Source organism: Pseudomonas sp. LFS074 (genome assembly GCF_047978165.1).
In the GTDB taxonomy this organism is placed as follows: domain Bacteria; phylum Pseudomonadota; class Gammaproteobacteria; order Pseudomonadales; family Pseudomonadaceae; genus Aquipseudomonas; species Aquipseudomonas putida_P.
Genome location: NZ_JBFPFV010000003.1, coordinates 45,111 through 57,994 on the forward strand (window position 1 = coordinate 45,111; position 12,884 = coordinate 57,994).

Sequence of the window (12,884 nt, forward strand, 5' to 3'; positions counted from 1 at the left end):
TGATACTCACATCCTGCGCCCAACTAAAAACCACGTGTTTCAGGAGCAATTACAGCTTACCGGATGAGGCGGTATGAAACTTGTAGGAAGCGTCTGAACTTATAATGCAGATCTTGAGAGCATTAAAGCTTGAGCACTAACCGCGCCCCCAAGACACGGTGTGAACTTGAAGGTCACGGGATACCCGTTGGAGCGGGCGAATCGAGATATCGAACTGGCGCGAAGCAGGCATCACGCTGGATGGCACCGGCTGCGCCGGTGATCGCCGGTAAGCCAGCTGCCACACGGGCTGCATTAGCCTTGGAATTCTGAGGAAGACGGTCCTTCTACATGGGGTCGTACAGGCATGTGGCGGGCAATAAAAAACCCCGCCGCAGCGGGGTTTTTCTTGCAGCTCAGCGCTTAGATCGCGCCACGCTGACGCAGCACGTCCAGCACCAGCTTCACGCCTTCGTCGACGCTTATCGACTGGGTGTCGATCACCAGGTCGGCGTCCAGCGGCACATCGAACGGGAAGCTTTCGCCCGGGATGTTTTCGCCACCGGCCGCGTACAGGCCTTGCGGATCACGCTCGCGGCACGCCAGCGGCGAGGCCTGGACGTAAACGGTCACCAGGCGCTCTTTGCCGATCAGCGCCTTGGCCTGTTCGCGGCCTTCGGCATCCGGGGCCACGAACGCAGCCAGGGTCAGCAGGCCGGCCTCGTTGAACTGGCGCGCCACATGGGCGGCGCGGCGCCAGTTTTCGGTGCGACCGGCGCGGTCTTGCGGCAGGCCCTTGTTCAGGTCGTGGCGCAGGTTCTGGCCATCGAGCACGTATACCGCACGGCCCATGTCGAACAGCTTGCGCTCCACGGCATAGGCCAGGGTGCTCTTGCCAGCGCCGGACAGGCCGCTGAACAGCACGGTGGCTGGCTGCTGGCCGAAGCGCAGGGCGCGCTCTTCGGTCGACACGTGGGCCTGCTTGCCATGCTGGCCGGTGCTGCCGTGTGGCAGAACGGGCGGAGCGATGATCATGCCGGCGCCAACGGTGCCGTTGGTCAGGCGGTCGATGACAATGAACGCACCGGTGGTGCGGTTGCTGTCGTAGCCGTCCAGGGCGATCGAGGCGTCCAGTGCAACCTTCACGCGGCCGATCTCGTTCAGCTGCAGTGCGCTGGCAGCGCCCTGCTCCAGGGTGTTCACATCGACCTTGTGGGTGATGCTGGCAATCGAGCCCGGCACATAGCTGGTGGCGCGCTTGATGTCGTACTTCTTGCCCGGGAGCATCGGCTCTTCGGCCATCCACACCAGCATGGCGTCGAACTGGTCGGTCACCGGCGGTACGTTGTCGGCATGTACCAGCAGGTCGCCACGGGAGATGTCGATCTCGTCTTCCATGGTCAGGGTCACTGCCTGGCCTGGGCCGGCGTTTTCCAGCTCACCTTCGTAGGTGACGATGGACTTGACGCGGCTGCTCTTGCCCGACGGCAGCACGACGATTTCGTCGCCCTTGTGCACCACGCCGCTGGCGATGGTGCCGGCGAAGCCACGGAAGTTCAGGTTCGGGCGGTTCACGTACTGCACCGGGAAACGCAGGTCGGTGAAGTTGCGGTCGGCCGACACTTCGACGGTTTCGAGGATTTCCATCAGCGTCGGGCCGGCATACCACGGCGAACGCTCGCTGTGGTTGACCACGTTGTCACCCTTGAGCGCCGACATCGGCACGAAGTGCAGGCTGCTCGGGGTCAGGTTGATGGCTTCGGCGAACTGCAGGTAGTCGGCCTTGATCGACTCGAAGACGTCTTGGTCGAAGCCCTTGAGGTCCATCTTGTTGACCGCGACCACGATGTGCTTGATGCCCAGCAACGAGGCGATGTAGCTGTGGCGGCGGGTCTGGGTCTGCACGCCGTAGCGGGCATCGACCAGGATGATCGCCAGGTCGCAGGTGGATGCACCGGTGGCCATGTTGCGGGTGTACTGCTCGTGGCCCGGGGTGTCGGCAATGATGAACTTGCGCTTGGCGGTGGAGAAGTAGCGGTAGGCAACATCGATGGTGATGCCCTGCTCACGCTCGGCCTGCAGGCCGTCTACCAGCAGTGCCAGGTCGACTTCTTCGCCGGTGGTACCGACTTTTTTCGAATCACGGGTGATGGCCTCGAGGTGGTCCTCGTAGATCATCTTCGAATCGTGCAGCAGGCGCCCGATCAGGGTGCTCTTGCCGTCATCCACGTTGCCGCAGGTGAGGAAACGCAGCAGTTCTTTGCGCTCGTGCTGAGCCAGATAAGCGAGGATGTCTTCGCTGATCAAATCGGATTGGTGCGACATGGAGTAACCCTGAAAATTAGAAGTAGCCCTGACGTTTTTTGTCTTCCATGGAACCGGCGCCATCGTGGTCGATGACTCGGCCCTGGCGCTCGGAAGTGCGCGTCAGGAGCATTTCCTGAATGATGTCGGTGAGCGTTTCGGCTTCCGACTCGACAGCGCCCGTCAGCGGGTAGCAGCCAAGGGTACGGAAACGCACCTTCTTCTTGACGATGCGGGCTTTCTCTTCCTCGGAGAGGTGCTCGAGAATGCGCTCGTCGTCGATCATGATCAGGGTGCCGTTCTTCTCGATGACTTCACGCTCGGCGGCGAAGTACAGCGGCACGATCGGGATGCCTTCAAGGTAGATGTACTGCCAGATGTCCAGCTCGGTCCAGTTCGACAGCGGGAAGACGCGGATCGACTCACCCTTGTTGACCTTGCCGTTGTACACGTTCCACAGCTCTGGGCGCTGGTTTTTCGGGTCCCAACGGTGCTTGCTGTCACGGAACGAATACACGCGTTCCTTGGCCCGCGACTTCTCTTCGTCGCGGCGCGCGCCACCGAAAGCGGCGTCGAAACCATGCTTGTCCAACGCCTGCTTCAGGCCCTGGGTCTTCATGATGTCGGTGTGCTTGGAGCTGCCATGGGTGAACGGGTTGATGCCCTGCGCCACACCCTCGGGGTTGACGTGGGTGATCAGTTCCAGGCCCATTTCCTCGACCATCTTGTCGCGGAAGCTGTACATCTCCTGGAATTTCCACTGGGTGTCGACGTGCATCACCGGGAACGGCAGCTTGCCCGGGAAGAAGGCCTTGCGCGCCAGGTGCAGCATCACGGCGGAATCCTTGCCGATCGAGTACAGCATCACCGGGTTGTCGAACTCGGCGGCCACCTCGCGGATGATATGGATGCTTTCCGCCTCCAGCTGTTTCAAGTGCGTCAGTTTGTCGACCATGGCTACTCACGAAAAACGATCTTATGGACGGCCTGCGGGCCGTGTTCGAGCGAGCCACTTTATCACAGCGGCTGCTTCTATTTAGGCGGCGGGCTAGATCGAAAAGGTCTAACGATATGACTGGGGGTTTGGCTGATATTGGGGCCGCGTTGCGGCCCTTTGGGAGCAGGCGAGCCCGCGCAGAGGGCAGCACTGATTTCAGATGGGATTCGGGCAATCGATGAACAGGTGCTCCACGGCAAACCGCCGCGCCAGGTAATCGCCCAGCGCCTGCACGCCATAGCGCTCGGTGGCATGGTGCCCGGCCGCAATGAAGCTGACCCCATTCTCGCGGGCACTGTGGTAAGTCTGCTCCGACGCCTCGCCTGTGAGGTACAGGTCCACCCCGGCCGCAATCGCCGTGTCGATGTAACCCTGCCCGCCACCGGTGCACCAGCCGACCCGACGGATCATCTCGTCGCCTTCGACCAGCAACGGCTCACGCCCCAGCACGTCCTGCACCCGCCTTGCAAAATCACGCGCGGTCACGGGCTCGGCCAGCGAACCGACCAACCCGACCACTTTGGGGTTCTCCGGGTCCAGCGGCCCTTCGACGGTGATGTCCAGTTGCCGCGCCAGTTGCACGTTGTTACCTACCTCCGGGTGCACGTCCAGCGGCAGGTGAAACGCCAGCAGGCTGATATCGTTGTTCAGCAAGGTTTTCAGGCGACGCTGGCGAATACCGGTGATGCATGGGTTTTCACCTTTCCAGAAGTAACCATGGTGCACCAGCACCAGGTCGGCCCCGGCCTCGACCGCTGCGTCCAGTAGCGCCTGGCTGGCGGTAACGCCACTGACGATGCGGCTGACCTGTGGCCGGCCTTCGACCTGCAGGCCATTGGGGCAATAATCCTGGATCTTCGCGCTACCCAGGTAACGCTCGGCTTCTTCGACCAGGGTGTTTAGAGCGACGGCCATGAAAATCTCCTCGAAAACTGCGCTTTTCCCAGGCACAACGCCTAGCGAACGCCCGTATAATGCCGGCCATTATGGGCCGTCGCCGGCACTGGGGGAACCGGTGTATCATCGCGCGCGCTCATGCCCCACTGCGCGGCCGCTGGCCCCCGCTCTTTCCAGGATTCGTTCATGTTCAAGGCTTTGCGTTACTTTGGCTGGCCCCTGCTTACCGGCGTACTGATCGCCATGCTGATCATCCAGCGTTTCCCGGAATGGGTCGGCCTGCCCAGCCAGGACGTCAACCTGCAGCAAGCACCGCAGACCACGCGGATCATGCAAGGCCCGGTGTCGTACGCCGACGCCGTGACATTGGCCGCCCCGGCTGTGGTCAACCTGTACACCACCAAGGTGGTGAACAAAAGCGCTCACCCGCTCTTCGAAGACCCGCAGTTCCGCCGCTTTTTCGGCGACAACCTGCCCAAGCAGCGCCGCTGGGAATCAAGCCTGGGCTCGGCGGTGATCATGAGCCCCGAGGGCTACCTGCTGACCAACAACCACGTCACCAGCGGCGCCGACCAGATCGTCGTTGCGCTGAAGGATGGCCGCGAAACCTTGGCCCGCGTGATCGGCAGCGACCCGGAAACCGACCTGGCGGTGCTCAAGATCGACCTGAAGAATCTGCCGGCAATCACCATCGGCCGTTCCGACAACATCCATATCGGCGACGTGTCGCTGGCCATCGGCAACCCGTTTGGCGTCGGCCAGACCGTGACCATGGGCATCATCAGCGCCACCGGCCGCAACCAGCTGGGCCTGAACAACTACGAAGACTTCATCCAGACCGACGCGGCGATCAACCCCGGCAATTCGGGTGGCGCGCTGGTGGATGCCAATGGCAACCTGGTCGGCATCAACACGGCAATCTTTTCCAAGTCCGGCGGCTCGCAAGGCATCGGTTTTGCCATCCCGGTAAAACTGGCACTGGAGGTGATGAAGTCGATCGTCGAGCATGGCCAGGTGATTCGTGGCTGGCTGGGTATCGAAGTGCAGCCGCTGAGCCAGGAGCTGGCCGAGTCGTTCGGCATGAAGGACCGCCCAGGCATCGTGGTGGCGGGTATCTTCCGCGAAGGGCCGGCGGCCAAGGCCGGGCTGCAGCTGGGTGACGTGATCCTGAGCATCAACGGCGAGCCGGCCGGTGACGGGCGCAAGTCGATGAACCAGGTGGCGCGGATCAAGCCCAATGAGAAGATCACCATCGAGGTGATGCGCAATGGGCAGCAATTGAAGCTGGTTGCCGAGGTGGGGCTGCGGCCGCCGCCGGCGCCGGCTGCCAACCCGGAAGAGAAATAAAAATGGGGCCGCTTTGCGGCCCCAACTGCATCAGTGCAGGATCTGGCTGAGGAACAACTTGGTCCGATCACTGCGCGGCCGGTCGAAGAAGTCATCCGGCGCGGCTTGCTCCACAATCTCCCCCTTGTCCATGAAGATCACCCGGTTCGCCACAGTCCGGGCAAAGCCCATTTCGTGGGTTACGCAAAGCATGGTCATGCCATCCTCGGCCAGGCCCACCATGGTATCGAGCACTTCCTTGACCATTTCCGGGTCCAGCGCCGAGGTCGGTTCATCGAACAGCATGATCTTGGGCTTCATGCACAGCGCACGGGCAATCGCCACACGCTGCTGCTGGCCACCCGACAACTGCCCTGGGTACTTGTGCGCCTGCTCCGGAATACGCACCCGCTCCAGGTAATGCATGGCAATTTCCTCGGCCTTGCGCCGTGGCATCTTGCGCACCCACATCGGCGCCAGGGTGCAGTTTTCCAGAATGCTCAGGTGCGGGAACAGGTTGAAGTGCTGGAACACCATGCCCACTTCACGGCGGATAGCCTCGATCTGCTTGAGGTCGTTGGTCAGCTCCACGCCGTCGACCACGATACGCCCCTGCTGATGCTCTTCCAGGCGGTTGAGGCAGCGGATGGTGGTGGACTTGCCCGAGCCGGACGGCCCGCACAGCACGATGCGCTCGCCCTGGCGCACATTCAGGTTGATGTCCTTGAGCACATGGAACTGGCCGTACCACTTGTTCACACCCTGCATCTGGATGATGCCTTCGGGGCCAGCAGGCTGCTTGATCGCTTCACTCATTTCGAAACTCCTAACGCTTGTGGCCAGTGTCCAGCTTGCGCTCCAGATGCATGGAGTAGCGGGACATACCGAAACAGAAAACCCAGAACACCAGGGCGGCGAACACATAGCCCTCGGTGGCCATGCCCAGCCAGGCCGGGTCGGCGGCGGCTTGCTTGACGCTGTTCAGCAGGTCGAACAGGCCGATGATGATCACCAGGCTGGTGTCCTTGAACAGGGCGATGAAGGTGTTGACGATGCCGGGGATCACCAGCTTGAGTGCCTGCGGCAGGATCACCAGGCCCATCGAGCGCCAGTAGCCCAGGCCCATGGCCGCAGCGGCTTCGTACTGGCCCTTGGGGATGGCCTGCAGGCCACCGCGCACCACCTCGGCGATGTACGCCGACTGGAACAGGATCACGCCGATCATCGCCCGCAGCAGCTTGTCGAAGCTCATGCCTTCAGGCAGGAACAACGGCAGCATCACCGAGGACATGAACAGCACGGTGATCAGCGGTACGCCGCGCCAGAACTCGATGAAGGTCACGCACACCACCTTCACGGCTGGCATCCGCGAACGCCGGCCCAGGGCCAGCAGGATGCCCAGCGGCAAGGCACCGACGATACCCACGGTGGCGATCACCAGGGTCAGCATCAGCCCGCCCCATTGGCTGGTCGGCACGCTATCCAGGCCCAGGTAGCCCCCGTGCAGCAGGGTGTAGGCCAAAACCGGGTACAGCACCAGGAAGCCCAGGCCATAGAAGGCCTTGCGCGGGAAGCGCTTGATGAACAGCGGCGCGGCACCGAGCACGGCAAGCCACACGGTCAGGTCCACGCGCCAGCGCAGCTCCGCCGGGTAGTAGCCGTACATGAACTGGCCGAAGCGCTGCTGCACGAACACCCAGCAGGCGCCCTCCTTGGTGCAGTCGGCGCGGGTGGTGCCGACCCAGTTGGCGTCGATCAACGCCCACTGCAGCAACGGCGGCACGATCAGCCACACCAGGTACAGGGCAAACAGGGTCAACAACGTGTTGAGCCAGCTGGAGAACAGATTGGCACGCATCCATGCGAGCACGCCGACGGTTTTCACCGGTGGCGGCATATCGGGTTTGAAAACATGGGCATTCACGGGCGTATCCTCACCGCTCGATCAGCGCAATGCGCTTGTTGTACCAGTTCATCAGCAGCGAAATGCTGATGCTGATGGCGAGATAGACACTCATGGTGATGGCGATCACCTCGATGGCCTGGCCGGTCTGGTTGAGCACGGTACCGGCGAACAGCGAGACCATTTCCGGGTAGCCGATACCGGCCGCCAGCGACGAGTTCTTCGCAAGGTTCAGGTACTGGCTGGTCAGCGGCGGAATGATCACCCGCAGTGCCTGGGGGATGATCACCTTGCGCAGGGTCGGGCCCTCGCGCAGGCCGAGCGAACGGGCGGCTTCGGTCTGGCCATGGCTGACCGAACGGATGCCGGAACGCACGATTTCAGCGATGAAAGCTGCCGTATAAATAGTCAGCGCCAAGGTCAGCGCCAGCAGTTCGGGGATCAATACCCAGCCACCGACGAAGTTGAAGCCCTTCAGCTGCGGTACTTCCCAGGTCACCGGGCTGCCGAACAACAGCACGCTCAAGCCCGGGATGGCGATCAACAGCGCCAGCCCTGCCCAGAACTTGTGGAACGGCACGCCAGTCTCGTCAAAGCGTTTGTTGGCCATGCGCACCATCACGGCAATGGCCGCGATTGCCACCACCACGGCCACTGCAAACGGCCAGAAACCATCGGCCATGGAGGCGCCCGGCATGTTCAGGCCACGGTTGCTGATGAAGAACATATCGTCGATGTTGATGCTGCCCCGTGGGCCTGGCAGGGTCAGGAACACGGCGAAATACCAGAACAGGATCTGCAACAGCGGCGGGATATTGCGGAAGGTTTCCACATACACGGTCGCCAGCTTGTTGATCATCCAGTTTGGCGACAGCCGCGCCACACCGATGATGAAGCCCAGGATCGTCGCCAGGATGACACCGATGAAGGTCACCAGCAGGGTATTGAGCAGGCCGATGACGAACACCCGCGCATAGCTGTCGGATTCCACGTAGGGGATCAGGTGCTGGGCGATGCCGAAGCCGGCACTGCGGTCCAGAAAGTCGAAGCCCGACGTGATGCCTCGGTGCTGCAGGTTGGTTTGCGTGTTGTGGAACAGGTACCAGCCCAGACCGACCACGAAGACGATCGTGAGAATCTGGAACAGCCACGCGCGCACACGCGGATCGTTAAGGGACAAGCCCTTGGGTGCGCCGATTTGATTTTGCATGAAGTGCCCCGGACAGTAGGGATTCGAACAGCCTGCGGCGGCGGGATGCCGCCGCAGGGTGCAACCATCAGCGCACAGGTGGCGCGTACTGGATGCCGCCGTTGTTCCACAGGGCGTTCATGCCACGGTCGATCTTCAGGTCGGTGCTCTGGCCCAGGTTCTTCTCGAACACTTCGCCGTAGTTGCCGACTTGCTTGACGATCTGCACTACCCAGTCTTTGGGCAGTTTGAGGTCCTTGCCGTACTCGCCATCCCCACCCAGCAGGCGGGCGACGTCCGGGTTCTTGGTGGCCTTGGCCTCAGCTTCGACGTTCTTCGAGGTGATGCCCGCCTCTTCGGCGTTGAGCATGGCGAACAGGGTCCATTTGACGATGCTGAACCACTCCTCGTCGCCCTTGCGCACTACCGGGCCCAATGGCTCCTTGGAGATGGTTTCCGGCAGCACCACGTAGTCGGTCGGTGCGGCCAGCTTGGAGCGCTGGGCGAACAACTGCGACTTGTCCGAAGTCAGCACGTCGCAACGGCCGGACTCCAGCGACTTGGCGCTTTCGTCGGACGTGTCGAAGGTGATCGGGGTGTACTTCAGGTTATTGGCGCGGAAGAAGTCCGATACGTTCAGCTCGGTGGTGGTACCGGCCTGGATGCAGATGGTCGCGCCATCGAGCTCCTTGGCGCTGGAAACACCCAGCTTCTTGTTGACCAGGAAGCCGACGCCGTCATAGTAGGTGACACCGGCGAACACCAGGCCCATGCCCGCATCGCGCGAGCTGGTCCAGGTGGTGTTGCGCGACAGCACGTCGACTTCGCCCGATTGCAGGGCGGTGAAGCGTTCCTTGGCGTTGAGCTGGCTGAACTTGACCTTGGTGGCATCGCCAAACACGGCGGCGGCCACGGCACGGCAGACATCGGCGTCGATACCGACGATCTTGCCCTGTGCATCAGGTACCGAGAAGCCTGGAAGACCGTCGCTCACGCCACACTGGACGAAGCCCTTTTTCTTTACCGCATCGAGGGTGGCGCCGGCCTGGGCATTGCTCACGGCGCCCAGCGCGGCGGCAGCGGTCAGGACTGCCAGGGTGGTTTTCAACATCTTCATTCACAACCTCCAAATCGCTCTTGTTGTATCGAGCCGGAATTGCACCGCACCCTTTTGAGGCGTATCCGACCCGTATTGGCTTGTTATTGGGTCAATTGGCGCAATGGACTGTTCTGTGACAGCCTTCGCGTGCAAAGGGTGTTACCGTCACGGCTTGCCCTTTGCATCACAGGTTGAATTGCAAAGGGCGTACCAGATTCTTTGGCTGTAGCGTTTAAGCGCTCGTCAAGTAGGGAAAGTTGTATCGTTGCGACATTCTTTTTCCGACAATCATTTTCCGTGCCTTCTTTTCACGCACGCCATAACAAGACACGCACATTTTCGGAGCAGTCATGACCAACCCGCTGATTCTCGAACCACAGAAAACCGCTGACGCCTGTGTGATCTGGTTGCACGGTCTGGGGGCCGATCGTTACGACTTCCTACCTGTGGCCGAATTCATGCAGGAGCGCCTGCTCAGCACCCGCTTCATCATGCCCCAGGCGCCAACCCGCCCCGTGACCATCAACGGCGGCTACGCCATGCCCAGCTGGTACGACATCAAGGCCATGACCCCAGCCCGCGCCATCGACGAAGCTCAGCTGGAGGAGTCGGCCGAGCAAGTGGTTGCCCTGATCAAGGCCGAGCAGGCCAAAGGCATCAACCTGTCGCGGATCTTCCTGGCCGGTTTCTCCCAGGGTGGTGCGGTGGTGCTGCACACTGCCTATATAAAGTGGCAAGAAGCACTGGGCGGGGTGATCGCCCTGTCCACCTACGCCCCCACCTTCAACGACCAGCACCAGTTGAGTGCCTGCCAGCAACGCACCCCGGCCCTGTGCCTGCATGGGGTGCACGACCCGGTAGTGATCCCGTCCATGGGCCGCACCGCCTTCGAGTACCTGAACACCTGGGGCGTCGCCGCCCGCTGGCACGAGTACCCGATGGAGCACGAAGTGGTAGTCGAAGAGCTGAACGACATTCACGAATGGCTGGCCAAGCAACTGCAATAAGCCGCGACCGCCTGTAGTTGTAGGGCTATTCCACTACGCCGCGCCCGAATCTTGCATTACACTGCCCGGCGTACATTCCTTAACCAGTTGATGAGACGATCGTGCTCAAGGCACTCAAGAAAATATTCGGCAAGGGAGACGCCGCGCCACAGGCCGTCGCTCCTGCTGCCAGCGTGACGCCACCGGCGCCCACGCCCGCCAGCGAGCCCCGGCCCGCAGCCAAACCGGCCGCCCCGCGCGCCAACCCCACCCCCAAGGCTGAGCGGCCTGCCGCCGTTACGCCAGCGCCAGCAGCCGAGAAGCCGGCCAAGGACAAACCGCGTCGCGAGCGCAAGCCCAAACCGCAGGCCAGCCTATGGAAGCCCGAAGACTTCGTGGTCGAGCCGCAGGAAGGCAAAACCCGTTTCCACGACTTCAAGCTGTCCAACGAGCTGATGCACGCCATCCACGACCTGGGCTTCCCATACTGCACGCCGATTCAGGCGCAGGTACTGGGTTACACCCTGCGTGGCCAGGACGCCATCGGCCGGGCCCAGACCGGTACCGGCAAGACCGCCGCATTCCTGATCTCGATCATTTCCCAGTTGCAGCAAACGCCCCCGCCCAAGGAACGCTACATGGGCGAACCGCGCGCGCTGATCATCGCCCCTACCCGCGAGCTGGTGGTGCAGATCGCCAAGGACGCCGCGGCCCTGACCAAGTACACCGGCCTGAACGTGATGAGCTTCGTCGGTGGCATGGACTTCGACAAGCAGCTCAAGGCCCTGGAAGCGCGCCACTGCGATATCCTGGTGGCCACCCCGGGCCGCCTGCTGGACTTCAATCAGCGCGGCGAGGTGCACCTGGACATGGTCGAGGTGATGGTGCTGGACGAAGCCGACCGCATGCTCGACATGGGCTTCATCCCCCAGGTTCGCCAGATCATTCGCCAGACGCCGCCGAAGAGCGAGCGCCAGACCCTGCTGTTCTCCGCCACCTTCACCGACGACGTGATGAACCTGGCCAAGCAGTGGACCACCAACCCGGCCATCGTCGAGATCGAACCGGAAAACGTCGCCAGCGAAACGGTCGAGCAGCATGTGTATGCCGTGGCCGGCAGCGACAAGTACAAGCTGCTGTACAACCTGGTGACCCAGAACAAGTGGGAACGGGTAATGGTGTTCGCCAACCGCAAGGACGAAGTGCGGCGTATCGAAGAAAAGCTGGTGCGTGACGGCATCAATGCCGCCCAGCTGTCGGGCGACGTGCCGCAACACAAGCGCATCCGTACCCTGGAGAGCTTCCGTGAAGGGCGCATCACCGTGCTGGTGGCGACCGACGTGGCGGGGCGTGGTATTCACATCGATGGTATCAGCCATGTGATCAACTTCACCCTGCCGGAAGACCCGGACGACTACGTGCACCGCATTGGCCGAACTGGCCGTGCGGGGAGCAGTGGTGTGTCGATCAGCTTTGCCGGTGAGGATGATTCCTACCAGTTGCCGGCGATCGAAGAACTGCTGGGGCGCAAGATCAAGTGTGAAATGCCGCCGGATGAGCTGTTGAAGCCGGTGCCGCGCAAGCACCACTGATTACCCGAAATGCTAACGCCGTCCCTGTAGGAGCGGCCTTGTGTCGCGAAAGGGCCGCGCAGCGGCCCCAAAGATTTCATCTTTAATGCAGCTATTGCCGGGGCCGCTTTGCGGCCCTTTCGCGACACAAGGCCGCTCCTACAGGGAATCGGTGCAACCTTGACTACCAGCGCCCCGCCGCATCCTGGTCACTCTGCTTCCCTTCCACCCACCGCGGCCCTTCCTCGGTATTCTCCTTCTTCCAGAACGGCGCCCGGGTCTTCAGGTAGTCCATGATGAAGTTGCAGGCGTCGAACGCTGCCTGCCGATGGGCACTGGCCACACCGACGAACACGATCGGCTCACCCGGCTCCAGCGCACCGATGCGGTGCAGCACTTCCACCTTCAGCAGTGGCCAGCGCTGCTCGGCCTCGACCACGATCTTGGCCAAGGCCTTCTCGGTCATGCCGGGATAGTGTTCAAGGAACATCCCCGCCACTTCACGGCCATCGTTGAAATCCCGCACATAGCCGACAAAACCGACCACCGCGCCCACGCCGACGTTGGCCGCATGCATGGCATTGACCTCGGCCCCCGGGTCGAACGCGCCTTGCTGCACTCGCACTGCCATGT

11 protein-coding genes are annotated in these 12,884 nt (G+C 62.0%); 3 read left to right on the plus strand and 8 right to left on the minus strand.

Features of this window, described 5'->3' with window-relative positions; translation table 11 throughout:
* Positions 1-402 precede the first annotated feature (402 nt).
* The 3 genes from cysN to ACNQP3_RS24180 all read right to left on the minus strand — a co-directional run bounded on the left by cysN (position 403) and on the right by ACNQP3_RS24180 (position 4,195).
* A complete protein-coding gene (gene cysN / locus ACNQP3_RS24170) occupies positions 403-2,304 on the minus strand; it encodes a sulfate adenylyltransferase subunit CysN (RefSeq protein ID WP_264316531.1) in 1,902 nt (633 codons plus the stop codon).
* Positions 2,305-2,320: 16 nt separating this feature from the next.
* Positions 2,321-3,238: a sulfate adenylyltransferase subunit CysD gene (gene cysD / locus ACNQP3_RS24175; protein WP_003251799.1), complete on the minus strand. Its 918-nt coding sequence runs from the start codon at positions 3,236-3,238 to the stop codon at positions 2,321-2,323.
* 198 nt (positions 3,239-3,436) lie between these two features.
* Positions 3,437-4,195 (minus strand): Nif3-like dinuclear metal center hexameric protein, encoded by a 759-nt coding sequence (locus tag ACNQP3_RS24180; protein WP_012274087.1) that lies wholly within the window; start codon positions 4,193-4,195, stop codon positions 3,437-3,439.
* Between the two features lie 168 nt (positions 4,196-4,363).
* Here ACNQP3_RS24180 and algW point away from each other — a divergent pair, with 168 nt between their 5' ends.
* Positions 4,364-5,524, plus strand: a complete 1,161-nt coding sequence (gene algW / locus ACNQP3_RS24185) for a Do family serine endopeptidase AlgW (protein WP_012274088.1) — start codon at positions 4,364-4,366, stop codon at positions 5,522-5,524.
* 30 nt (positions 5,525-5,554) lie between these two features.
* On the opposite strand, the gene ACNQP3_RS24190 is transcribed toward algW, so the two are convergent.
* The 4 genes from ACNQP3_RS24190 to ACNQP3_RS24205 all read right to left on the minus strand — a co-directional run bounded on the left by ACNQP3_RS24190 (position 5,555) and on the right by ACNQP3_RS24205 (position 9,712).
* Positions 5,555-6,319, minus strand: coding sequence for an amino acid ABC transporter ATP-binding protein (locus ACNQP3_RS24190; protein WP_003251792.1), 765 nt, complete (start codon positions 6,317-6,319; stop codon positions 5,555-5,557).
* Between the two features lie 10 nt (positions 6,320-6,329).
* Positions 6,330-7,427 (minus strand): amino acid ABC transporter permease, encoded by a 1,098-nt coding sequence (locus tag ACNQP3_RS24195; RefSeq protein WP_012274089.1) that lies wholly within the window; start codon positions 7,425-7,427, stop codon positions 6,330-6,332.
* 10 nt (positions 7,428-7,437) lie between these two features.
* Positions 7,438-8,616 (minus strand): amino acid ABC transporter permease, encoded by a 1,179-nt coding sequence (locus tag ACNQP3_RS24200; protein ID WP_012274090.1) that lies wholly within the window; start codon positions 8,614-8,616, stop codon positions 7,438-7,440.
* A 67-nt stretch (positions 8,617-8,683) separates the two neighbouring features.
* Positions 8,684-9,712: an amino acid ABC transporter substrate-binding protein gene (locus ACNQP3_RS24205; RefSeq protein WP_012274091.1), complete on the minus strand. Its 1,029-nt coding sequence runs from the start codon at positions 9,710-9,712 to the stop codon at positions 8,684-8,686.
* Positions 9,713-10,044: 332 nt separating this feature from the next.
* Between ACNQP3_RS24205 and ACNQP3_RS24210 the strand changes: the two genes are divergently transcribed.
* Entirely contained in the window at positions 10,045-10,701 is a 657-nt protein-coding gene (locus tag ACNQP3_RS24210; protein WP_012274092.1) for an alpha/beta hydrolase, read from the plus strand.
* A gap of 101 nt (positions 10,702-10,802) precedes the next feature.
* Positions 10,803-12,272: an ATP-dependent RNA helicase RhlB gene (gene rhlB, locus ACNQP3_RS24215; protein WP_012274093.1), complete on the plus strand. Its 1,470-nt coding sequence runs from the start codon at positions 10,803-10,805 to the stop codon at positions 12,270-12,272.
* A gap of 163 nt (positions 12,273-12,435) precedes the next feature.
* Here rhlB and moaE read toward each other — a convergent pair whose 3' ends face one another.
* On the minus strand, positions 12,436-12,882 hold the full coding sequence (gene moaE, locus ACNQP3_RS24220) for a molybdopterin synthase catalytic subunit MoaE (protein ID WP_012274094.1): 447 nt from the start codon (positions 12,880-12,882) through the stop codon (positions 12,436-12,438).
* Positions 12,883-12,884: the final 2 nt, after the last annotated feature.

Coding starts and splice junctions, on each gene's coding strand:
- cysN (WP_264316531.1), bottom strand. CDS start 2,304: ATGTCGCACCAATCCGATTTGATCAGCGAAGACATCCTCGCTTATCTG.
- cysD (WP_003251799.1), bottom strand. CDS start 3,238: ATGGTCGACAAACTGACGCACTTGAAACAGCTGGAGGCGGAAAGCATC.
- ACNQP3_RS24180 (WP_012274087.1), bottom strand. CDS start 4,195: ATGGCCGTCGCTCTAAACACCCTGGTCGAAGAAGCCGAGCGTTACCTG.
- algW (WP_012274088.1), top strand. CDS start 4,364: ATGTTCAAGGCTTTGCGTTACTTTGGCTGGCCCCTGCTTACCGGCGTA.
- ACNQP3_RS24190 (WP_003251792.1), bottom strand. CDS start 6,319: ATGAGTGAAGCGATCAAGCAGCCTGCTGGCCCCGAAGGCATCATCCAG.
- ACNQP3_RS24200 (WP_012274090.1), bottom strand. CDS start 8,616: ATGCAAAATCAAATCGGCGCACCCAAGGGCTTGTCCCTTAACGATCCG.
- ACNQP3_RS24205 (WP_012274091.1), bottom strand. CDS start 9,712: ATGAAGATGTTGAAAACCACCCTGGCAGTCCTGACCGCTGCCGCCGCG.
- ACNQP3_RS24210 (WP_012274092.1), top strand. CDS start 10,045: ATGACCAACCCGCTGATTCTCGAACCACAGAAAACCGCTGACGCCTGT.
- moaE (WP_012274094.1), bottom strand. CDS start 12,882: ATGGCAGTGCGAGTGCAGCAAGGCGCGTTCGACCCGGGGGCCGAGGTC.